24 protein-coding genes are annotated in these 21971 nt (G+C 61.6%); 17 read left to right on the forward strand and 7 right to left on the reverse strand.

The genetic code is table 11. The features are described from left to right. Positions 1–18: 18 nt before the first annotated feature. Genes lpxD through RMET_RS07305 form a run of 6 tightly spaced genes read left to right on the forward strand, consistent with a single transcriptional unit; the run spans position 19 to position 5116 of the window. Positions 19–1128 carry a UDP-3-O-(3-hydroxymyristoyl)glucosamine N-acyltransferase gene (gene lpxD, locus RMET_RS07280; protein WP_011516195.1) on the forward strand — a complete coding sequence of 370 codons (1110 nt, stop codon included), beginning with the start codon at positions 19–21 and terminating at the stop codon, positions 1126–1128. Continuing rightward, positions 1125–1577 (forward strand): 3-hydroxyacyl-ACP dehydratase FabZ, encoded by a 453-nt coding sequence (fabZ, locus tag RMET_RS07285; protein ID WP_008652053.1) that lies wholly within the window; start codon positions 1125–1127, stop codon positions 1575–1577. Before lpxD ends, fabZ begins: the two co-directional genes overlap by 4 nt. Positions 1578–1616: 39 nt before the next feature. Next, positions 1617–2420: an acyl-ACP--UDP-N-acetylglucosamine O-acyltransferase gene (lpxA, locus tag RMET_RS07290; RefSeq protein ID WP_011516196.1), complete on the forward strand. Its 804-nt coding sequence runs from the start codon at positions 1617–1619 to the stop codon at positions 2418–2420. Positions 2421–2432: 12 nt separating this feature from the next. Continuing rightward, positions 2433–3638: a lipid-A-disaccharide synthase gene (lpxB, locus tag RMET_RS07295; protein WP_011516197.1), complete on the forward strand. Its 1206-nt coding sequence runs from the start codon at positions 2433–2435 to the stop codon at positions 3636–3638. After that, entirely contained in the window at positions 3638–4318 is a 681-nt protein-coding gene (gene rnhB, locus RMET_RS07300; protein WP_011516198.1) for a ribonuclease HII, read from the forward strand. Before lpxB ends, rnhB begins: the two co-directional genes overlap by 1 nt. A 9-nt stretch (positions 4319–4327) precedes the next feature. Then, the gene (locus tag RMET_RS07305) at positions 4328–5116 is read left to right on the forward strand and encodes a TrmH family RNA methyltransferase (RefSeq protein ID WP_011516199.1); all 789 of its coding nucleotides are present in this window, start codon (positions 4328–4330) and stop codon (positions 5114–5116) included. A gap of 33 nt (positions 5117–5149) precedes the next feature. Here RMET_RS07305 and RMET_RS07310 read toward each other — a convergent pair whose 3' ends face one another. Together RMET_RS07310 and ppsR are read right to left on the reverse strand one after the other, a co-directional pair. Continuing rightward, positions 5150–5680: a hypothetical protein gene (locus RMET_RS07310; RefSeq protein WP_231138486.1), complete on the reverse strand. Its 531-nt coding sequence runs from the start codon at positions 5678–5680 to the stop codon at positions 5150–5152. A gap of 99 nt (positions 5681–5779) precedes the next feature. Beyond that, the gene (ppsR, locus tag RMET_RS07315) at positions 5780–6709 is read right to left on the reverse strand and encodes a posphoenolpyruvate synthetase regulatory kinase/phosphorylase PpsR (RefSeq protein WP_029310324.1); all 930 of its coding nucleotides are present in this window, start codon (positions 6707–6709) and stop codon (positions 5780–5782) included. Positions 6710–6965: 256 nt separating this feature from the next. Here ppsR and ppsA point away from each other — a divergent pair, with 256 nt between their 5' ends. The 3 genes from ppsA to RMET_RS07330 all read left to right on the forward strand — a co-directional run bounded on the left by ppsA (position 6966) and on the right by RMET_RS07330 (position 10953). Continuing rightward, on the forward strand, positions 6966–9350 hold the full coding sequence (gene ppsA / locus RMET_RS07320; RefSeq protein WP_011516202.1) for a phosphoenolpyruvate synthase: 2385 nt from the start codon (positions 6966–6968) through the stop codon (positions 9348–9350). 180 nt (positions 9351–9530) lie between these two features. Next, a complete protein-coding gene (locus RMET_RS07325) occupies positions 9531–9965 on the forward strand; it encodes an NfeD family protein (RefSeq protein WP_011516203.1) in 435 nt (144 codons plus the stop codon). Positions 9966–10014: 49 nt separating this feature from the next. Continuing rightward, positions 10015–10953, forward strand: a complete 939-nt coding sequence (locus RMET_RS07330) for an SPFH domain-containing protein (RefSeq protein ID WP_011516204.1) — start codon at positions 10015–10017, stop codon at positions 10951–10953. An 85-nt stretch (positions 10954–11038) separates the two neighbouring features. Here the strand turns inward: RMET_RS07330 and smpB are convergent, their stop codons facing one another. Continuing rightward, complete coding sequence (gene smpB, locus RMET_RS07335; protein WP_008652065.1) at positions 11039–11491, reverse strand: SsrA-binding protein SmpB; 453 nt, start codon at positions 11489–11491, stop codon at positions 11039–11041. A gap of 176 nt (positions 11492–11667) precedes the next feature. On the opposite strand from smpB, the gene RMET_RS07340 reads away from it, so the two are divergent. Together RMET_RS07340 and RMET_RS07345 are read left to right on the forward strand one after the other, a co-directional pair. After that, positions 11668–12117, forward strand: coding sequence for a type II toxin-antitoxin system RatA family toxin (locus RMET_RS07340; protein WP_011516206.1), 450 nt, complete (start codon positions 11668–11670; stop codon positions 12115–12117). Next, complete coding sequence (locus RMET_RS07345) at positions 12092–12457, forward strand: RnfH family protein (RefSeq protein ID WP_011516207.1); 366 nt, start codon at positions 12092–12094, stop codon at positions 12455–12457. Before RMET_RS07340 ends, RMET_RS07345 begins: the two co-directional genes overlap by 26 nt. A gap of 165 nt (positions 12458–12622) precedes the next feature. Here the strand turns inward: RMET_RS07345 and RMET_RS07350 are convergent, their stop codons facing one another. Both RMET_RS07350 and RMET_RS07355 read right to left on the reverse strand, forming a co-directional pair. Next, positions 12623–13162 (reverse strand): DUF4124 domain-containing protein, encoded by a 540-nt coding sequence (locus RMET_RS07350; RefSeq protein WP_011516208.1) that lies wholly within the window; start codon positions 13160–13162, stop codon positions 12623–12625. Between the two features lie 94 nt (positions 13163–13256). Beyond that, positions 13257–14216: a DMT family transporter gene (locus RMET_RS07355; RefSeq protein ID WP_011516209.1), complete on the reverse strand. Its 960-nt coding sequence runs from the start codon at positions 14214–14216 to the stop codon at positions 13257–13259. 125 nt (positions 14217–14341) lie between these two features. Between RMET_RS07355 and guaB the strand changes: the two genes are divergently transcribed. The 6 genes from guaB to RMET_RS07385 all read left to right on the forward strand — a co-directional run bounded on the left by guaB (position 14342) and on the right by RMET_RS07385 (position 20691). Next, entirely contained in the window at positions 14342–15805 is a 1464-nt protein-coding gene (guaB, locus tag RMET_RS07360; RefSeq protein ID WP_011516210.1) for an IMP dehydrogenase, read from the forward strand. Positions 15806–15892: 87 nt separating this feature from the next. After that, positions 15893–16534, forward strand: a complete 642-nt coding sequence (locus RMET_RS07365) for a hypothetical protein (protein ID WP_011516211.1) — start codon at positions 15893–15895, stop codon at positions 16532–16534. Then, complete coding sequence (guaA, locus tag RMET_RS07370) at positions 16509–18128, forward strand: glutamine-hydrolyzing GMP synthase (RefSeq protein WP_011516212.1); 1620 nt, start codon at positions 16509–16511, stop codon at positions 18126–18128. Before RMET_RS07365 ends, guaA begins: the two co-directional genes overlap by 26 nt. 301 nt (positions 18129–18429) lie before the next feature. Further along, the gene (locus RMET_RS07375) at positions 18430–19686 is read left to right on the forward strand and encodes a tyrosine-type recombinase/integrase (protein WP_011516213.1); all 1257 of its coding nucleotides are present in this window, start codon (positions 18430–18432) and stop codon (positions 19684–19686) included. 200 nt (positions 19687–19886) lie between these two features. Beyond that, the gene (locus tag RMET_RS07380; protein WP_011516214.1) at positions 19887–20162 is read left to right on the forward strand and encodes a hypothetical protein; all 276 of its coding nucleotides are present in this window, start codon (positions 19887–19889) and stop codon (positions 20160–20162) included. Between the two features lie 4 nt (positions 20163–20166). Beyond that, on the forward strand, positions 20167–20691 hold the full coding sequence (locus tag RMET_RS07385; protein ID WP_011516215.1) for a helix-turn-helix transcriptional regulator: 525 nt from the start codon (positions 20167–20169) through the stop codon (positions 20689–20691). A gap of 15 nt (positions 20692–20706) precedes the next feature. Here the strand turns inward: RMET_RS07385 and RMET_RS07390 are convergent, their stop codons facing one another. Then, a complete protein-coding gene (locus tag RMET_RS07390) occupies positions 20707–21096 on the reverse strand; it encodes a helix-turn-helix transcriptional regulator (RefSeq protein WP_029310272.1) in 390 nt (129 codons plus the stop codon). A gap of 114 nt (positions 21097–21210) precedes the next feature. Further along, positions 21211–21960: a Qat anti-phage system TatD family nuclease QatD gene (gene qatD, locus RMET_RS07395; RefSeq protein WP_011516217.1), complete on the reverse strand. Its 750-nt coding sequence runs from the start codon at positions 21958–21960 to the stop codon at positions 21211–21213. Positions 21961–21971 lie beyond the last annotated feature (11 nt).

Raw genomic sequence — 21971 nt, forward strand, 5'->3', positions numbered from 1 at the left:
TCTCAAGGAAGTACTGCCATGAAGACACCCACACTGGGTCAGCTCGCCACCGAGAACGGCGCGCAGGTTGTGGGTGATCCCGACCTGGCCGTAGTCGGCCTGGCGCCGCTAGACCAGGCTGGTCCCGGCGACCTGTCTTTCCTCTCCAATCCGCTGTATTTGCCACAGGCGCTCGCCTCGGCCGCAGGCGCCGTCATCGTGTCGCCGGCAGACCTTGAACGCATTCGTGCGGATGGGCAAGCCGAAGGGCGCAATTGGCTGGTGGCACGGAATCCCTACGTCTGCTTTGCCCGTGTTGCGCAGCGCTTCGACCGCGCCGCTAATGCCGACTCACGTACGGGGATCGATCCCCGTGCCAGCGTGGCGCCCGATGCGGTGGTCCCGGCATCCTGTTTTATCGGCCCGAACGTGGTGATCGAGTCCGGCGCCCGGCTCGGCGAGCGTGTTCGGATCCTCGCAAATGCCTTTATCGGCGCAAGCGCGGAGATAGGCGAAGATACGCTCATCTACGCCAATGTTTCTGTATATCATCGTTGCGTGATTGGCGCGCGCAACATCCTGCATAGCGGGGCGGTGATTGGCGCAGATGGCTTTGGTTTTGCGCCGGACATCGGACCGACGGGTGTCGAGTACGTCAAGATTCCCCAGGTGGGACGCGCGGTGCTCGGCAATGACGTGGAAATTGGCGCCAATACGGCCGTGGATCGTGGCGCGATGGCTGACACGGTGATCGAGGACGGCTGCAAGATCGACAACCAGGTGCAGATCGCGCATAACGTGCATGTGGGTGCCCATACCGTTATCGCGGGAACGGCTGCGGTTTCGGGTAGCACAAAGATTGGCCGGTTCTGCGTGATCGGCGGCGCGGCCAACTTTTCTGGCCATTTGAATATCGCTGACCGGACCACAGTGTCCGGCGGTACGTCGATTACCAAATCGATTACTAAACCCGGTGGGCATTACACGAGCGTGTTCCCGTTCACGTCGCATGGCGAGTGGGAGCGAAACGCGGCAATCGTACGTGGCTTGTCAAAGCTGCGCGAACGTGTCGTGCAACTGGAACGCAGGCAGCGCGGTGAAAACAACGCCCCCGCACAGAACAAACAAGACGAAGAGAAATCATCATGACCGCATCCGAAATCGATATCCGCAAGATCCTGAAGCTGCTGCCGCATCGGTATCCGATCCTGCTGGTCGACCGTGTGCTCGAGTTCGAACCGCAGAAGCGGATCAAGACGCTGAAGAACGTGACGATCAACGAGCCGTACTTCATGGGCCACTTCCCGGACCAACCGGTGATGCCGGGCGTCATGATCCTCGAGGCACTGGCTCAGTCCGCCGGTCTTCTGACGTTCGGCGCCGATATGGAGCGCAAGGAAGGTGCGTTGTATTACTTCGTCGGGATCGACGGCGCGCGCTTCAAGCGCGTGGTGTATCCGGGCGATCAGCTTCACCTGAACGTGACCGTGGAGCGCTATATCCGCGGAATCTGGAAGTTCAAGGCCAGCGCGACCGTGGACGGTGAGGTGGCCTGCGAGGCCGAACTGATGTGCACCGTGAAGCAAGCCGAAGGCTAAGCACGGACCCAAAGCAGAACAGACCACAGGACAGCACGTATGACGCAAATCCATTCCACCGCACTAGTCGATCCGAAGGCGGAACTGGCTGACGATGTTACTGTCGGCCCGTTTTCGATCGTCGGCCCGAATGTGCGGATCGGTAGCGGCACGCGGATCGGTTCCCATACCACGGTCGAAGGCCACACCACGATCGGCGCCGGTAACCGCATTGGTCCGTATGCCTCCGTGGGTGGCGTGCCGCAGGATATGAAGTACGCCAACGAGCCGACGCAGCTCGTGATCGGCGATCGCAACACGATTCGTGAATTCACGACGATCCACACGGGCACCGTGCAGGATCGCGGCGTGACCAGTCTCGGTAACGACAACTGGATCATGGCCTATGTGCACATCGCGCACGACTGCTCTGTGGGCAACCACACGGTGTTCTCCAGCAACGCGCAGATTGCCGGCCACGTGGAGGTCGGGGACTGGGCAATTCTGGGCGGCATGAGCGGCGTGCACCAGTACGTCCGCATCGGTGCCCATGCGATGCTTGGCGGTGCTTCGGCATTGGTGCAGGACGTGCCGCCTTTCGTTATCGCGGCCAGCGACAAGAACGGCAACAAGGCGACCCCGCACGGAATCAACGTCGAAGGTCTTCGTCGTCGCGGATTCGATGCTGGCCAGATCGCGGCGCTGCGTCAGGCGTACAAGTTGCTGTACAAGTCTGATCTGAGCTTCGACGACGCGCGGGCGGAAATCACGGCGATGCTAGGTCAGGTCGACGCCACTACCGCTGTGCCGCTGCAGGCGTTCGTGGAGTTCCTCGCCGCGACCCAGCGCGGTATCGTTCGCTGATTCCGGCGCGACATGGTCGACACCGTGCAGGCAGTGCTTCCCGCCGATGCGGGTGCTAATGGGAACAAGCGAGGTAGTATCGCCATGGTTGCCGGTGAGGCATCTGGCGACCTGCTCGCTTCGCTGCTGCTGGAAGGCCTGCGCGCGAGGCTTGGCGAATCGGTGGATTACGCCGGTATCGGTGGCCATCGCATGATGGCGCAGGGATTTGTCTCGCATTGGCCGATGGAAACGCTATCGGTCAATGGCTATGTCGAGGTTCTCGGCTCGCTACGCGAAATTCTGGCCACGCGGCGTGAGATTCGCGAGCAATTACTGGCGCGACCGCCGCTATGCTTCATCGGCGTCGACGCTCCCGACTTCAACTTCGGTCTGGAAGTGCCGCTGCGCCGCGCGGGCATTCCGGTTGTCCATTTTGTCAGCCCGTCGATCTGGGCTTGGCGCGGAGGCCGCATCCGCACGATAGCGCGGGCCGTGGACCATATCCTCTGCCTGTTCCCGTTCGAGCCCGAGATCTATGCGAAGGCTGGCATTCCGGCGACCTATGTCGGCCATCCGCTAGCTGACGTAATCCCGATGGTGCCTGACGTAGCGGGTGCGAGGGCGAAGCTGGCTTTGCCAGAAGGCAAGCGGATCGTGGCGGTGTTGCCTGGCAGTCGGCAGTCGGAGGTGCGCAATCTCGGCGCGACGTTCTTCGCCGCGATGGACCGTATGCATCGCATGGACGGCAACCTCGCTTTCGTGCTGCCTGTTGCAAGCGCACCGCTGCGGGAGATCGTTGCTGGCTTGCACGCGCAGTATCCGGACATCGACCTGACCGTGGTTGACGGCCAATCGCATCTCGCGATGGAGTCCGCCGACGTGGTGCTGCTTGCAAGTGGCACGGCAACGCTCGAGGCCGCGCTGTACAAGAAACCCATGGTGATCTCGTACAAGGTGCCCTGGCTAACGGCGCAGATCATGAAACGGCAGGGTTATCTGCCGTATGTCGGGCTGCCCAATATCCTGTCGGGACGCTTTGTTGTTCCCGAACTCCTACAGGACGACGCGACGCCGGAGGCGCTGGCGCGCGAGACGCTGCTGCAACTCAATGACGAGGGCAATATTGCCTTCCTGCGGCAGCATTTCACGACGATGCACGAAACCCTGAAGCGCGACACGGCGAAGCTGGCTGCCGGCGTAGTCGTCGATCTGATGCGCAGCCGTGGAGTGGTCTGATGGCGCGAACGAAAGCTGCGGCTTCTAGCCAGTTGGGCCTGGAACTAACTCAAACCGTTGCTGTGGTGCAGCGCTTGTGTGGGGTAGATGAGGCTGGGCGTGGCCCCTTGGCGGGTCCCGTTTACGCTGCGGCCGTGGTATTAAATCCCGCGCGGCAAATCCGTGGCTTGGCCGACTCGAAAATCCTCAGTGCGGAAAAACGCGAGGCACTGTTCGATCGCATCTGCGACCACGCGCTGGGATGGCATATCGCATCCGCGTCGGTTGAGGAGATCGATTCGATCAATATCCTCCACGCGTCGATGCTTGCAATGCAACGGGCGGTGCAGGGCTTGGCCGCGAGCGGCGTCATTCCCGATCTCGTGCAGGTCGATGGTAATCGTTGTCCGCAGGTAGCGTTCCCGGTCGAGGCTATCGTCAAGGGCGATGCCAAGGTACGGGCAATTTCCGCGGCTTCGATCCTGGCGAAGGTGGCGCGCGATCGTGAACTGTTGAAGCTGCACCAGGAGTACCCTGAGTACGGGTTCGACTCTCACTTTGGCTATCCGACGCCACAGCATTTCACCGCGCTCGAACAATTCGGCGCGACGCCGCATCATCGGCGTTCGTTTGCGCCGGTGCGCAAGGTGCTTGAGCGTGGCATGGTACGCACCATGTCGTCCGAAGCGCCGCCTTTCTGAGGCAGACTCTTGAAGCATGTCACTTCGCGCGACAACGCGCTGTTCAAACAGTTAAAAGCCCTGACAGGGTCCACGCACCAGCGCCGCAAGGCGGGGCAGTCCGTGCTCGATGGCATCCATCTCGCGCAGGCCTACGTGGCTGCGCTTGGGCAGCCCGCGAGCTGTGTGGTGAGCGAGCGCCATTATGACCACGCCGAGGTGCGCGCGCTGCTCGAGAAGATCGACTCGGACAAGCTGGTTGTATTGGCTGATGCGTTGTTCGCGCAGATTAGCAGTGTGGTCAACGGCGTCGATCTGATGCTGGTGATCGATACGCCGGCCGGACATCTCCCGGCAACCATCGATACCGATTGCATCATTCTGGATGGTCTGCAGGATGCGGGCAATGTCGGCTCGATTCTTCGAAGCGCTGCGGCCGCTGGCATTCCACATGCGTTCCTGACCAAAGGTTGCGCATTCGCCTGGTCGGTCAAGACGTTGCGTGCCGGTATGGGCGCGAATTTCCACTTGAATATCGTCGAACATTGCACGCTTGAGATGCTTGAGAGCCGGCTGGCAGTGCCGTTACTGGCGACGTCATCCCATGCGGACGCGGCGGTGTTCGATACAGATCTGCGCCAGCCGGTTGGCTGGGTGATTGGCAATGAAGGGGGAGGAGTCAGCCCCGAGTGGATGGCGCATGTTTCCCGTACGGTTGGCATTCCGCAGCCTGGAGGTTTGGAGTCGCTGAATGTGGCCGCGGCAACGGCGGTCTGCCTGTTTGAAGCCGTCCGGCAACGCCGCGCTAGCGGCGGATAGCACGGACGCCAAGCCGCTTGGCGGTGGGCTGAGTTATCTGGCTCGCCCGGCAGCCGGCTGTCCTGTGCCAGCAGGCTGTTCTGCCTTCTGAGACACCAATTGAAGTAGCAGCTCCACCACGGTGTCGAGTTTCTGGTCGAGCTTGGTTTCGAGGCGCTCCAGTTTCGAATCGAATCTGGTCTCGAGGTGCTCAAGCTTCAAGTCGAACTTCGACTCGAGACTCTCGAAGCGCTCGTCGATCCGCTCAAAGCGCTCGTCGAACTTGTCGAGGCGTTGCTCGACCCGATTAAATCGCTGGTCTGTGGCGGCCTGCTGGGAGTCCAGCGGAGTATTGATTGCCCTGACCTCGGCTGAAACAGTATTGATGTCCGCAGCGATCAGTGCCCGCGAATGGCTGGACGAATACTCGATGATGGCGAAGATCCCGGCCAACGACAGTGCGACGCCGCTGAAGACCAGGCCCGCAGCCTTCAGGGCGTGAGAAGAGCCCGAATACGCCAGGTCGTTGGGCGCTTTCCGGCCTGCAGCCCGGTTTGGCGGGAGGGGCTGACGATCTGCTGTCATGAAGAACATCTATCCGATGCAGGCATGTTGGAACAGCCTTCATCGTGCCCCTATCGGTGCAGCGCCGATAGGGGGGCGATTCTGAAAACGCCACCGCTATTAATAGTTGTCCCGATCGACCTTGATTTCCTGGAGGATCGTCGTGGCGATCTCTTCGATCGACTTGTGTGTCGACGACAGCCATTTGATGCCTTCACGGCGCATCATCGACTCCGCTTCATTGACTTCGTAGCGGCAGTTCTCCACGGCTGCGTACTTGCTGCCCGGACGCCGCTCGTTGCGGATTTCCGTCAGACGCTGCGGATCGATGGAGAGGCCGAATATCTTCTGCTTGTATGCATACAGCGCCGAGGGCAGGCGGCCTCGCTCGAAATCGTCGGGAATCAGTGGATAGTTCGCCGCCTTGAGGCCGTACTGCATTGCAAGATACAGGCTGGTTGGCGTCTTGCCGCTGCGCGACACGCCAACCAGGATCACATCGGCGTCTTCGAGGTTCTTGTGCGACTGGCCGTCGTCGTGCGCCAGCGAGAAGTTGATCGCCTCGATACGGTTCTTATAGGCCTCGGTGTCCGCATTCTGGTGGAAACGGCCGATGGCGTGGGTGGATTTCAGGCCCAGTTCCTTCTCGAGCGGCTCGATGAAGGTCTGGAACATGTCGAGGATCATCGCCTTGGCCCGGCGAATCGCCTTGTTGGATTCGGCGTTGACCAGCGTGGTGAACACAATCGGCGGAACGCCCTCGTTATAGAACGCCTCGTTGATCTTGCCGACGGCCACATGTGCCTTATCGGGCGTATCGACAAACGGCATGCGCACTTTGCGGAACCGCATCTCGAACTGGGCCAGGATCGAATGGCTGAACGTTTCGGCTGTGATGCCGGTGCCATCCGATACGATAAAGACCGTGCGCACGGCAGGGCGATTCGTGGCGGGGACCTCAGCGGGCTGAGCGGTGGCGTCGGTCGCGCCAGAGGCAGCCGTGGGCTGTGCCAGCGGTTGTGTGCCTTCAGGCGTTTCGGGCAGGGACATGTCTGAACAATTATTTGAAGCCGCGGCTACGCGAAAGTGCGATGCGGCACGGTAGAATAACGGCGATCTTTTGGCTAAGCAATTCCGCCAATGCCGGCCAGGCAACGACTTGAGGCCGGATTGTCGACAATGTGCGCCGCAGCATCGGTACCACCGATAGCACACGGAATTGCTCAGCCAAGCGATCCGCCGGGAACAGAACGCCAAGAATATGCCGGTCGGTGCAAAAGATTTCTTACTTTGTTTTGAGGCTTTTATGACCAACCAGGTAGATACCGGCGCCTACGTGCTGCCGTTCGAGCAGCTACGGATGCAGGACGTGGAAGTCGTCGGCGGCAAGAACTCGTCGTTGGGGGAAATGATCTCCCAGCTCGCTGGTGCCGGCGTTCGCGTTCCGGGCGGTTTCGCCACAACCGCGCTCGCATTCCGCGACTTTCTTGCGCACAACAACCTGACCAGCCGCATCTCCGAACGTTTGAAGACGCTCAACGTCGACGACGTCAAGGCCTTGGCGGAAGCCGGTGCCGAGATTCGTGGCTGGGTAGCCGCGGCGCCGTTCCAGCCGCGTCTGGAGGCAGAGATCCGCGAGCATTACGCACGCGTGTCGGCTCGCGAAGGTGCCGAGGCATCGTTCGCAGTGCGTTCTTCGGCCACGGCCGAGGATTTGCCCGATGCATCGTTTGCCGGCCAGCAGGAGTCATACCTCAACGTCAGCGGCATCGACGACGTGCTGGACAAGATCAAGCACGTGTTCGCCTCGCTCTACAACGACCGCGCTATCTCGTACCGTGTGCACAAGGGCTTTGCGCATGACGTGGTGGCGCTCTCCGCCGGCGTCCAGCGCATGGTGCGTTCGGATCTGGCGTCCTCGGGCGTGATGTTCACGATCGATACCGAATCGGGCTTCCCCGATGTGGTCTTCATCACGTCGAGCTACGGCCTGGGCGAAACGGTTGTGCAGGGCGCGGTGAACCCGGACGAGTTCTACGTCTTCAAGCCGATGCTGCAAGCCGGCAAGTACCCGATTATTCGCCGCTCGATCGGTTCGAAGCTGATCAAGATGGAATTTACGAAGCCGGGCGAAGCTGGCCGCGTGAAGACGGTGGATGTGCCGCCTGAGCTGCGCAATCGCTATTCGATCACCGATGACGACGTGGCCGAACTCGCGCGTTACGCAATGATCATCGAGAAGCACTACGGCCGTCCGATGGACATCGAGTGGGGCAAGGACGGCAAGGATGGCAAGATCTACATCCTGCAGGCCCGCCCGGAGACCGTGAAGAGCCAGTCGGCCGGCAAGGCCGAGCAGCGCTTCAAGCTCAAGGGCACGGCACCGGTGCTGACCAGCGGTCGTGCGATCGGCCAGAAGATCGGTACGGGTCCGGTGCGCGTGATCAACGATCCGTCCGAGATGGAACGCGTGCAACCTGGTGACGTGCTGGTGGCCGACATGACCGACCCGAACTGGGAGCCGGTGATGAAGCGCGCTGCGGCAATCGTGACCAACCGTGGCGGCCGTACCTGCCACGCTGCGATCATCGCGCGTGAACTGGGCGTGCCCGCTGTGGTGGGTTGCGGCGATGCGACCGACTTGCTGAAGGATGGCACGCTGGTAACGGTGTCTTGCGCCGAGGGTGACGAGGGCCGGATTTACGACGGCCTGCTCGAAACCGAAGTGACCGAGGTCCAGCGTGGCGAGATGCCCGAGATCGCGACCAAGATCATGATGAACGTTGGCAATCCCCAGCTTGCGTTCGACTTCGCGCAGATTCCGAACCACGGCGTCGGCCTGGCCCGCCTCGAGTTCATCATCAACAACAACATTGGTGTTCACCCGAAGGCGATCCTCGACTATCCGCAAGTCGATGCCGACCTGAAGAAGGCCGTGGAATCGGTGGCGCGTGGCCACGCCAGCCCGCGTGCGTTCTATGTCGACAAACTGGCGGAAGGCATTGCGACAATCGGTGCCGCGTTCTATCCGAAGCCCGTGATCGTGCGTCTGTCGGACTTCAAGTCGAATGAGTACAAGAAGCTGATCGGCGGTTCGCGCTACGAGCCGGACGAAGAGAACCCGATGCTGGGCTTCCGTGGCGCTTCGCGCTACATCTCCGACGACTTCGCCGAAGCGTTCGAGATGGAATGCAAGGCCATGAAGCGCGTGCGCGACGAGATGGGCCTGACCAACGTCGAGATCATGGTGCCGTTCGTGCGCACGCTGGGCCAGGCCGAGCGCGTGATCGAACTGCTGGCCAAGCACGGCCTGAAGCGCGGTGAGAACGGTCTGCGCATCATCATGATGTGCGAAGTGCCGTCCAACGCGATCCTGGCCGAGGAGTTCCTGCAGTTCTTCGACGGTTTCTCGATCGGCTCGAACGATCTGACGCAGCTGACGCTGGGTCTCGATCGCGACTCGGGCATGGAACTGCTTGCGAAAGACTTCGACGAACGTGATCCGGCAGTGCGTTTCATGCTGCAACGCGCCATTTCGACGGCGCTGCGCCTGAACAAGTACGTTGGCATCTGCGGTCAGGGCCCCTCGGATCATCCGGACTTCGCGGTCTGGCTGGCCAAGGAAGGTATCAAGTCGATCTCGCTGAACCCTGATTCTGTGGTCGAAACCTGGCAGCAACTGGCTTCGTGAGGCATTTCGCGTCACAATAGAGAAGATCACGTATAGACGGCACTTGGCCTTCCGCCAGCGTGCCGCGTGACACCGGCCCTGCGGCAGGTGTTCCATCTGCCCCCGCAGACGCCGTAGGCGTTTGGCGGGGGTTTTGTTTTTGCGGGTGGGGTGTCTTGTTTCCTCCGGGAAAGGAGCGGGATGACGTCGTACTACCTTTGGTTTGCCGTTGCGGTCGTGCTGGTGATTGCGGAGCTGGCGACGGGGACCTTCTATTTGCTGATGATCGCCCTCGGGGTTGCCGCAGGCGGTGTGGCTGCGCTGCTGGGTGCTGACGAGCCAATACAGACGGTCGCCGCCGCGCTGGTTGCGATCATTGGCATCGTGTTGTTACGCCGCACGCGCTTTGGCAAGCTGAGGCGCCGCGACGCCGCATCCAATCCGGACGTCAATCTCGATATCGGTCAGGAACTCGAAGTGCCCGCCTGGGACGATTCCCGTCGCGCGCGCGTGCCCTACCGCGGCGCGGATTGGACCGTGGAGCTGGCGCCGGGCGCCGAGCCGAAACCGGGCCGCTATCGCATTGTCGAAGTGCGTGGTGCCACGTTGATCGTGGCGCGTCACTACACGGCCTGACTTCTTCCGCATTACCCAGTCGTCAATCCTCTCGAAGGGAGTCGTATATATGCTTGCCTATCAGCTAGGTTTGTTTCCGCTGATCCTGCTCATTGCCGCCATCGTGCTGATTGCGAAGTCGGTCAAGATCGTGCCGCAGCAGCACGCGTGGGTACTGGAGCGTCTGGGGCGCTATCACGCCACGCTGACACCAGGCCTCACCGTCGTCGTGCCTTTCATCGATCGAGTGGCCTACAAGCACATCCTCAAGGAAATTCCGCTCGATGTGCCTAGCCAGGTTTGCATTACGAAGGACAACACGCAATTGCAGGTGGATGGTGTGCTGTACTTCCAGGTGACTGACCCGATGAAGGCGTCCTATGGCTCGAGCAATTTCGTAGTGGCCATTACGCAACTGTCACAGACCACGCTGCGCTCGGTGATCGGCAAGCTGGAACTCGATAAGACCTTCGAGGAGCGCGAGTTCATCAACCACAGCGTGGTCAATGCGCTGGATGAGGCCGCGGCAAACTGGGGGGTGAAGGTGCTGCGCTACGAGATCAAGGATCTGACGCCGCCCAAGGAAATTCTCCATGCCATGCAGGCGCAGATCACTGCCGAGCGCGAGAAGCGCGCGCTGATTGCTGCATCGGAAGGCAAGCGGCAGGAGCAGATCAATCTGGCGTCTGGCGCGCGCGAGGCGGCGATCCAGAAGTCAGAGGGTGAAAGGCAGGCGGCTATCAACAAGGCCCAAGGTGAGGCGGCCGCGATTCTGGCCGTGGCCGAGGCAAATGCGCAGGCGATCGAGAAAATCGGTCACGCGATCCGGGGGGAGGGCGGTTCCGAGGCAGTCAACCTCAAGGTCGCGGAGGAGTATGTGGCGGCGTTTGGCAACCTGGCCAAGCAGGGCAACACATTGATCGTGCCGGGCAACCTTGGTGAGATGAGTTCGATGATCGCGTCCGCGCTGCAGATCGTGAAGGGCCAGAAGATGGAGAAGGCAGTCTGAGTGCCGCATGGGACCAATAGGTTGGCAGAAACAAAAACGGAGGCTCATGCCTCCGTTTTTGTTTATTGCTTATGCTGCGCAGCCATCATTCCTTCACGCCGCCCTTCATGATGCGAGCCTTCTCGCGATCCCAGTCGCGGTTCTTTTCTGTTTCGCGCTTGTCAAACTGCTTCTTGCCCTTGGCCAGCCCGATCTCGCATTTGACGCGGCCGCGCGTGTAGTGCAGATTCAGCGGCACCAACGTATAGCCGCGCTGCTCGACCTTGCCGATCAGCTTTTTGATCTCGTCGGCCTTGAGCAGCAGCTTGCGCGTGCGCACCGGGTCCGGATTGATGTGGGTGGAGGCGCTTTGTAGTGGGCTGATATGGGCGCCGATCAGGAACATTTCCGCGTCGCGTACCACGACGTAGCCTTCCTTGATCTGCACACGCCCGGCGCGAATCGCCTTGACCTCCCAGCCTTCGAGCACGATCCCGGCCTCATAGCGCTCTTCGATGAAGTAGTCGAAAAAGGCCTTCTTGTTGTCAGCGATCGTCATGCGGGAAGTGGTTCCTGAAGATATTTGTCGCGCCGGTCTTGGGCGACAGCGTAAGTCAGCCGGGGTGGGTGCGGCGGGCGCCGGACGTGCCGTACGCGCGGCTGTCGGCTAAAATTGCGATTTTAGCAAACGCCCCGGCCCCGGCCCAGCCCGCCGGTGCCCTGTAATCCGAATACATGGCAGACGTCCATAAATCCGTCCTGCTCGGCCACTCGGCCGAACAAATGTACGATCTGGTCACCCGCGTGGAGGACTATCCCAAGTTTCTGCCCTGGTGTGGCGGTGTGGAGGTGTTCGAGCAGACAGATACGCTGCTCGATGCCAAGATCCATATTCACTTCAAAGGGATCAAGCAGTTCTTCCACACGCGTAATGCTCAGGAACGTCCGACCCGCATTGATATGACGTTCGCCGACGGGCCTTTCAAGGTCTTCAATGGCTCCTGGCGCTTCACGCCGCTGCGCGAGGACGCGTGCAAGATCGAATTTCACCTGCATTACGAGTTCACCAGCGTCTTTCTGGAGAAGATCATCGGGCCGGTATTCAGCGTGATCGCCAATACCTTTGTTGATGCGTTCGTCAAACGCGCCGAGGTGGTTTATGCCAACAACGCCAACAACGGCTGAGGTGGGCGGTCTGGTGCGCCTGTCCGTTTGCTACGCGCGGCCGGATACCGTGTTCCTGAAGGAGCTGGATGTTCCCGCGGGGACGACGATCATCGGTGTGATCGAGGCCAGTGGCCTGACGCAAGCCTGTCCCGAGGTCGATCCGAGCACGCTGCGCGTTGGTGTCTACGGCAAGCTCAAGACGCTGGATACCCCGGTAAGGCAGGGAGATCGCGTGGAAGTGTATCGTGTGCTGACTGCCGACCCGAAGACCGCGCGGCGCAAGCGGGTTCAGAGGACGCGCGCGTCCGGCACGCGCGAGGGCCAGAAATGGCTGCGTGGCGGCGGGCAGGGCGCCTAAGAGGCGCTATCAAAATGATTCTGGCGTCGTTGCGCGGCCTTGCCGTACCACTTGTACTGTCTGCGGCCGCGCGCCTAGCCAGAACCGCTTCGCTTCATTTTGATAGCGCCTCTAAGTGGCTTGTTAAGTGGCGGATGAGTGGCGTGTGGGTCGCTTTGCGCCCTTTCAGCTATTGCACTGCTGCAATGCTTCGTTGGCGCGCGCAATCTCCGCGGCACGCTCGTCGTCGTTCAGACGCACCGGCACGCCATCGGGGCCCGCCTTCGCCGCGCGCATCCCTTGATTCAGCCCTGCCGCGTAGTTGCGCAATTCCTGGCAACTCTGTTGCCTGGCCAGTTGCTCGCGCTCCTTGGTGGCGGCTTCGAGATCCGCCTTCAAGCGCGCGTCACGTCTTTCCTGGAACTCGGTGTCCGCGTCCTTCGGCTTGGCGCCGCCGGCCTTGACGCTGGTGGGTTGCATGCGTGGGGCGTCGGCCTTTGCCGGTGCGTCACCTTTCGGCGGAGCATCGGCTTCCACCGCGTGATACATGCCCGGCGCGCGGCCCGGTGCCATGATGACGGCGCGGTCCGGCACGGATGGCGGTGGCGGCGTGTCGCTGTAGACCGTGCGACCGTTGGTGTCCTTCCATTGCCATTGGGAGAATGCGGTGCCGGGGACGGCAAGGCTTGCAGCAATCAGCAGGTACAGCACGGACGATCGGTTCATGGCGAAGGCGTCAACAGGTCGAGCGGGTTGCAGATGGGCATCAGACGGCAGTAGGGTTGACAGTGATGTGACCCGTGCGTCATGGCTCGTTAGTCTACTGAGACTTGTCGGTCGCGTGCAAGCGCACGGACCACGCCACGCCTGCCATCAACAGCATGATCGCGGCCATCTCGAGGGGCCGCGGCCAGCGATGATCGAATACAAACCCATATGCCAGCGCGAAGAGCGTCTCGAAAACGATCATCTGACCGGACAGCGTCAGTGGCAAACGGCGGCTTGAAATGTTCCAGAGGTTGTTGCCAATTAGCGACGCTCCGAGCGCCACGGCCGCATTGACCATCCAGAACAACTGCCAGTCGCGGCCGCTGTCGGGGGCGGTCAGGGTGTCGCCAAACATCGCCCAGCCGATTGCGGCGAGAACCGCCGATACCAGCCCAGTCGACAAGCCGTAGAGCGCGGACCATTCGTTGCCGCTGTAGTGTGGATTGCGCTGAAGGTAGCGGGCATTGTCGACGGCATAAAGCGTCCAGCAGACCAGGGCGCCAGCCGCGCAGATCACACCGGCGATTTTCTGCCAGACGGGGCGCGCCGCCGCGCCGATCGTGGCGCCGTGCGCGCTGCCGCCCCCGGCGAAAAGATCGATGTTGATGCAGGCGATCCCGGCTGCCACCACGAGCAGTGGCGGCACCAGCCGGCGCAGCTGCACGGCGCCATGGTCACGCCGGCCCATCAGCGTGACCGAAATCGGCAGGATGCCAATGATCAGCGAGGTCGGTCCGACGCCCGCCAACTGCACGCCGAAAGCCAGCAGCACGTAGTAGAGCAGGTTGCCGGTGAATGCCTGGCGCAGCAGGGCGATGCAGTCGGCGCGTGTCAGTTTGCGGGCGATGCGGCCCATCAGGGGTAGCGCTGCGACGAAGGCCACCAGACCGTAGGCCAGGTACCTGCCGATCGCGAGTTCCCAGGGGGAGAACACTGGCAGCAGCTTGGGCGCGATGAATACCATGCCCCAGAATGCCCCCGCCAACAGTCCGCATAACACCCCGATTCCCATGGTCTTCCCGCCTGGCCCCGAAGGGGCGTCTAAAAAGGAGGCCGAGATTAGCAAACGCCATGCGATAACGCATCAGCAAATCCTGCATTCCTGTATAATCTGCTTTTGCGCCTAGAGGATTCGCTATGCGTCTTGTCCAGAAAGCACTCACATTCGATGATGTGCTGCTCGTCCCGGCCTATTCGGCCGTCCTGCCCCGGGATGTTTCCCTCCGCACCCGCCTGACCCGTTCCATCGACTTGAACATTCCGCTGGTTTCCGCCGCCATGGATACCGTGACGGAAGCTCGCCTTGCCATTTCCATGGCACAGGCCGGTGGTATCGGCATCGTCCACAAAAACCTGAAGCCAGCCGACCAGGCGCGCGAAGTGCAGCGTGTGAAGCGCTACGAATCGGGCGTGCTGCGTGATCCGATCACCATTTCTCCGGAAATGAAGGTCCGCGATGTGATCGCCTTGTCGCAGCAGCATGGCATTTCGGGCTTCCCGGTGCTGGAAGGCAAGACCGTAGTCGGCATTATCACCAATCGCGACTTGCGCTTCGAGGAAGAACTCGACGCCCCGGTGCGCGCGAAGATGACGCCGCGAGAAAAGCTCGTGACCGTCGCCGAAGGCGCACCGCTGGAAGAAGCCAAGCGCCTGATGAACCGCCATCGTCTGGAGCGTGTGCTCGTAGTCAACGGCGCGTTCGAACTGCGCGGCCTGATTACCGTGAAGGATATCCAGAAGGCCGTGGAAAACCCGCTGGCCAATAAGGATGCGCACGGCCAACTGCGCGTAGGTGCCGCAGTGGGCGTGGGTCCGGACAACGACGAGCGTGTGGAGTTGCTGGTCAAGGCCGGCGTGGATGTGATCGTGGTCGATACTGCGCACGGCCACAGCCAGGGCGTGCTGGATCGCGTGCGCTGGGTCAAGCAGAACTTCCCGCAAGTGCAGGTCGTGGGTGGCAACATCGCCACTGGCGCGGCTGCGCTGGCACTGGTCGAACATGGCGCCGATGGCGTCAAGGTCGGTATCGGTCCGGGCTCGATCTGTACGACGCGTATCGTTGCTGGCGTCGGCGTGCCGCAGATCACCGCCGTGTCGAACGTGGCGGAAGCGCTCAAGGGCACAGACGTGCCGCTGATCGCCGATGGCGGCGTGCGCTATTCGGGTGACGTTGCCAAGGCACTGGCCGCTGGCGCCCACACCGTGATGATGGGCGGCATGTTCTCGGGTACCGAGGAAGCGCCGGGTGAAGTGTTCCTGTATCAGGGGCGTTCGTTCAAGAGCTACCGTGGCATGGGTTCGGTTGGCGCGATGAAGGACGGTGCCGCTGACCGCTACTTCCAGGAAGACAACACGGCCAACGTCGACAAACTCGTGCCCGAAGGCATCGAAGGCCGCGTACCTTACAAGGGCTCGGTGCAGGCGATCATCCACCAACTGACCGGTGGCATTCGTGCGTCGATGGGCTACTGCGGCGCAAGCTCGATTGCCCAATGGCACGAGACCGCCGAGTTCGTGCAGATCACCGCCGCGGGGATGCGCGAGTCGCATGTCCACGATGTGCAGATCACCAAGGAAGCGCCGAACTACCATATCGATTGATTTCGATCTGGTGCCTCCCACCACGGCCGCGCTGGTTTCGTCGATGCTGACGGGGCCGCGCGGCCGCGCTGCAAAAAAGGAGCGCTCATGAAGGTATTGCTGCGAGCCGTGCTGTTCTTCGACGCCTTGCTGGACTTGCTGCTTGGCATCCTGCTGCTGGCGTCACCGTTCACCACGCTGTATGCCGCGCTGCAATTGCCGCAGCCCCAGCCAGCCCTCTTCGGGCAATTGCTTGGCGTAGCGACGATTGGACTGTCCTGGCTGCTGTTCCAGGCCACCATCAACGGCCAGTTGACCGTCGCCGTGGCGCGGACCACGGGCTATGTGAATCTGGTCAGCGCGCTGCTGGTGACCGTATGGACGCTGTTTCTCGATATTCCGGTACAAGGCGTGGGCAAGGTCTGGTTGCTGACGCTGGCAGCCGTACTGATATTTTTTGCCATCGTGCAGATTCCCGCGGCCAAGAAGGTGCGGCTGCGTGAGCGGCAACAGGCCGAACTGGCTACGGCCGAGCGCGAAGCTGGCGCGGCCAATGGCGACTCCCCGAACAACGAACCCGGCGTGCCCCGCACGGCGCGCCCGAATGGATCCCCTGCATCTCCCGAATACCGGCGCGAGCCGGGTATCACGCCACCGCCTGGCTATGGTCCGGGCACCGAGGTGATGCCCGAACCCGATCCGGAAGCACTGCCAACTGCCAATCATGCACGACAAAATCCTCATTCTTGACTTCGGCTCGCAAGTCACACAGCTCATTGCCCGCCGCGTTCGCGAAGCGCACGTCTACTGCGAAATCCATCCGAACGACGTCACCGACGAGTTTGTGCGCGAGTTCGCGCCGAAGGGCGTCATCCTGTCCGGCAGCCACGCCAGCACCTACGAGGACCACCAACTGCGCGCGCCGCAGGCCGTGTGGGACCTGGGCGTGCCGGTGCTCGGCATCTGCTACGGCATGCAGACGATGGCCGTGCAACTGGGCGGCAAGGTGGAGTGGAGCGATTCGCGCGAGTTTGGTTACGCGGAAGTGCGCGCCCATGGCCACACGAACCTGCTCAAGGGCATCGAGGACTTCGCCACGGACGAAGGCCACGGCATGCTGAAGGTCTGGATGAGCCACGGCGACAAGGTCACGGCACTGCCGGCCGGCTTCAAGCTGATGGCCTCCACGCCGAGCTGTCCGATCGCCGGCATGGCCGACGAGGCGCGCGGTTACTATGGCGTGCAATTCCACCCGGAAGTCACGCATACGTCGAAGGGCCGCGAGATGATCGAGCGCTTCGTGCTGGAGATCTGCGCCACGAAGGCCGACTGGGTCATGCGTGACCACATCGCCGAAGCCGTCGAGAAGATCCGCGAACAGGTGGGCGATGAAGAGGTGATCCTCGGCCTGTCCGGTGGTGTCGATTCGTCGGTGGCCGCCGCGCTGATCCATCGCGCCATTGGCGACCAGCTCACCTGCGTGTTCGTCGATCACGGCCTGCTGCGCCTGGACGAAGGCAAGATGGTGATGGACATGTTCGCAGGCCGCCTGCACGCCAAGGTTGTCCATATTGATGCCTCCGAGCAATTCCTGGGTCATCTGACCGGCGTGACCGACCCCGAGCAGAAGCGCAAGATCATTGGCCGCGAGTTCGTCGAGGTCTTCCAGGCCGAAGCAAAGAAGCTGAGCAACGCCAAGTGGCTGGCGCAGGGCACGATCTACCCGGACGTGGTGGAGTCGGGCGGTACCAAGACCAAGAAGGCTACGACGATCAAGAGCCACCACAATGTGGGTGGCCTGCCGGAAACGCTGGGCCTGAAGTTGCTGGAGCCGCTGCGCGACCTGTTCAAGGACGAAGTGCGCGAACTGGGCGTGGCATTGGGCCTGCCGCCCGAGATGGTCTACCGTCATCCGTTCCCGGGCCCGGGTCTGGGTGTGCGGATTCTCGGCGAGGTCAAGCGCGACTATGCTGACCTGCTGCGTCGCGCCGATGCAATCTTCATCGAGGAACTCCGCAAGACGATCGCCACGGAGCAGGACGCCGCTGCCGGTCTGTGCGAAGCGAATCAGGTGGGCAAGAGCTGGTACGACCTGACCAGCCAGGCATTTGCCGTGTTCCTGCCGGTGAAGTCCGTAGGCGTGATGGGCGATGGCCGTACGTACGACTATGTCGTCGCGCTGCGCGCGGTGCAGACCACCGACTTCATGACCGCCCACTGGGCGCACCTGCCGTACTCGCTGCTGGGCCGCTGCTCGAACCGCATCATCAACGAGGTTCGCGGGCTGAACCGCGTGGTGTACGACGTCTCGGGCAAGCCGCCTGCGACGATCGAGTGGGAGTGAATTTACGTCCTTCAGGGACTATCGCCAGCCATCCGAAAACCCGTCGTAACGTGTTGATTTAGAAGGAAATACGTCGCGGCAGCTATCGGTGGCTATCGCCGACCAGCAAAAACGGTTGACGGTAGAGCTGACGGTAAGAACTGAGGCCGAATTAAGACACTCTCGTTCACTATTCAGACTTTTACCGTCTTTGACGGTAAAAGCCTTCTCGGGAAAGCTTATTGCATGCGGCTTTCCGGGCATCAGTGGGTCTCCTGGTCCTTGACGGTAAAAGCCGTCGCAAAACAGGAGGTAAACCTCGATGCTGACCGACACAGCACTGCGCAATCTGAAGCCTAAGTCATTGACTTATAAGGTTTCTGACCGGGACGGGATGTACGTGACGGTATCGCCCGCAAATACCGTCACCTTCCGCTACGACTACCGTCTCAACGGCCGCCGCGAGACCTTGACCATCGGCCGCTACGGTGCAGGCGGCATTTCGCTGGCAATGGCGCGTGAACTGCTTCTGGAGGCGCGCAAGGCCGTTCTCCAGGGCATATCGCCCGCGCTGGAGAAGCAACGCGACAAGCGCCGGGTTCGCGCCATCAAGACCTTCGGCGCGGCGATGGAGACGTATCTTGCCCACACGAGATGGGCCGACAGCACCCGCGCCGTGCGCAAGCACATCATCGACCGGGACATCCTGCCGGTTTTCCAGAATCGGCTGCTGACCGAGATCCAGGCCGAAGACCTTCGGATTCTGTGCAACAAGGTCAAGGAGCGCGGGGCACCAGCCACCGCGGTGCAGATCCGGGACATCGTGAAGCAGGTCTACGTCTACGCCATCGCCCACGGTGAGAAGGTGGTCAACCCCGCCGACAGCGTGGGGCCGTCCTCGATCGCCACCTTCGTGCCGAAGGATCGTGCCCTCTCGCCGCTGGAAATCCGTTTGATGGTGCAGCAGTTGGAGACGGTGGCGACCTATCCGACCATCAAGCTGGCGCTGCGCCTGATCCTGCTGACGCTGGTGCGCAAGAGCGAACTGATCCAGGCCACTTGGGATGAAGTCGATTTCGAGCGCAAGACCTGGACGATTCCGAAGCAGCGGATGAAGGGTCGCAATCCGCACGTGGTCTATCTGTCGCGCCAGGCGCTCGACATCTTCGTGACGCTGCACGCCTGTGCGGCTGGCTCAAAGTTCGTTTTCCCTTCTCGCTACGATGCAGAGCGGTGCATGTCCAATGCGACCTTGAATCGCATCACGATGCTGGTGGCAGAAGGTGCCAAGGCCAAAGATCTGCCGCTACAGCCGTTCACCGTCCACGATCTGCGCCGCACCGGCTCGACGCTGCTGAACGAAATCGGCTTCAACCGCGACTGGATTGAGAAGTGCCTGGCGCACGAGGAGGGGCGTTCCTCGCGTTCGGTCTACAACAAGGCCGAATACGCCGAGCAGCGGCGCCACATGCTGCAAGAGTGGGCCAACCTGGTCGATGCCTGGGGTGGCGGACAGACTTACGTGCCGAAGCTGATGCCGGAGAACGTGGTCGTGCCGGCGTTGAGCGCGATCGCGTAGGAGGGCCGCATCATGGGTTGCCTTGAATCGGTCTTTGCCGGGTTGTGCCAGGTTTGTTATTTCGAGGAAGCGATCACTTTGAGTGATCGAAAACGAGGAAATCTGAACTTCTCGCTGGTCGGCGATATGTGGCCTGATCTTGTCCTGGCAAGGTTGTCACTTGACAACCTTGCCGGCCATCCTCATACTGAAGGTCACTGATGGCTCGTTCCCCTCATCCAAAGAAAGAGGTCGAGGAAGCTCTCAGGCACGCCGAAGGGCAGGGCTGGCGCGTCGAAGTCGGTGGTAGCCATGCCTGGGGGCGGATTTACTGCCCGTACAACGATGAGGAATGCCGCTGCGGCGAGTTCTGCATCACCAGCGTGTGGAGCACGCCGAAGAACCCCGGCAACCACGCTCGCGCCTTGCGGCGCGTCGTGGACAACTGCACCACGCACCGCAAGCAGCACGAGGCTGACGACGGTTCCAAGGAGTAGCGCGATGGAATACACCTTCACCCTGAAATACCAGCTTGCCGACGACGACCGCGACACGGAGGCGTTGGTGGAGCGCCTGGGCGAAGCCGGCTGCGACGATGCCTTGGTCGGCATCGGGCAGCCGGGGCGCCTGGCGCTGGAGTTCACGCGCGAGGCGGCGGATGCGGATGACGCGGTGCGTAGTGCGCTGGCCGATGTGCGCCGTGCCGCGCCGTCGGCCAAGCTGATCGAGGTGGCGCCGGATTTGGTCGGCCTGACCGATGTGGCCGACATCGTGGGCGTGTCGCGGCAGAACATGCGCAAGTTGATGCTGGCCCATCCGGGCAGCTTCCCGGCGCCGGTGCATGAGGGCAGTGCGTCGATCTGGCATCTGGCGGACGTGCTGGCTTGGTTGCAGGCCAAGGGCAGTTATGCGCTGGCCAAGGACGTGCTGGAGGTGGCGCGAGTGGCTTTGCAGGTCAACGTGGCGAAGGAGGGGCGGCGGCTGCCGCGCTCGGCGTCAAAGGAACTGCAAGCCCTGGTCGGATGAGGAACGTCGCCGGCCTCATTTCTCGCTCGAACCCGCCCGGACAGGGCGGGTTTTTCGTAGGTGGACATCCGGCTTTGAGGTGCCGCCGCGAGGCGCTTGCTTTCGTTCTTCGACCCACGCTTCTACTTCGGCCAAGTCCCACACCACGCAGCGCGGCGTCAGATTGAATCGGCGTGGAAACTCGCCGCGGCGCTCCATTTCGTAGATCGTCGTTTCGGCCAAGGGGACTATCTGCCGCAGTTCCTGGCGGCGAATGGTGCGTCGGAAGGGGAGGGCGCTGCGCTTCGGAAATTGCGGCAGTGCCTCGTAGGCCTCCGTTCCCGGCAAGGGGAGAGACCGGCCGATGTCGTTGTCGATGCCGGCCGCGTTGGTCGTTTGCGATAGATGTTCCACCTCGGACTCCATGAGCACGCTGCATGGAGACATGGTGAAGTTCCGCAGCTATCGGGACAACTTGCTAGGGCGAACTGGGGAACACTCAAGCGGATGTAGAGTTCGCGCGGAGCGTTTCGTCTCCAGCTATCCGAGCAATGCTCGTAGGTTGTCACGAATAAGGCTGGCCATGTCGTTTGCAGGTAGCCGATGTAAACAGCCCAGTTCCTCGACGACGCTTACTACATCCGTCGGCTGCGAGGGCCTGTCGCCAGTGCGAGTGAAGGGACCATCAGTTTCCGTCAGCATCCGATCCAAGGGGATAGCCTGCACCATCGGTGCGTGCCTCTCATTGCCCAGCATTGCCGCGTTGATCGAGAAGTAGCAGCCCAATTCCAACGCACGCTTCGCCTCGCTCTTTGTTCCCGTGAACCAGTGGAGAACGATTTTCCCGCGCTCGGGCGGTAGATGTGCTTCGACAAGATCGAGTACCGCCTTGGCCGACCTGATGCTGTGAACCGTAATGATCTTGTCACCGGCCTGCGCGCAACGCTGCAACACGTGTTGGAACACACGCTTCTGCGCATCGAGCGATTTGAAGAACCGGGGGCCGGCGTCCAACCCGACTTCGCCGACATAGCGCGTCTCCGCAAGGTGTTGATCCCATAGCTCGATCTCGTTCTCGCGTTCTGCGACCAACTGCGGATGCAGTCCCAGAGCCGCTCGAACATGCTTTGTGCGCTGCGCGAGTTCGTGATTGCGAGGCCAGGCGCGAGGTGTCGTCGTCACCGCCAGCGTGAACACGCCAGAGGCCTCCGCGTCCTGGACTGCCGCAGCATGGTTCGGGTAGAGATCAAGATGGCAGTGGAAGTCCACGAGGCCTGCTGTGGCGATCATGTACTCACCCT

Source organism: Cupriavidus metallidurans CH34, from assembly GCF_000196015.1.
Lineage (GTDB): Bacteria > Pseudomonadota > Gammaproteobacteria > Burkholderiales > Burkholderiaceae > Cupriavidus > Cupriavidus metallidurans.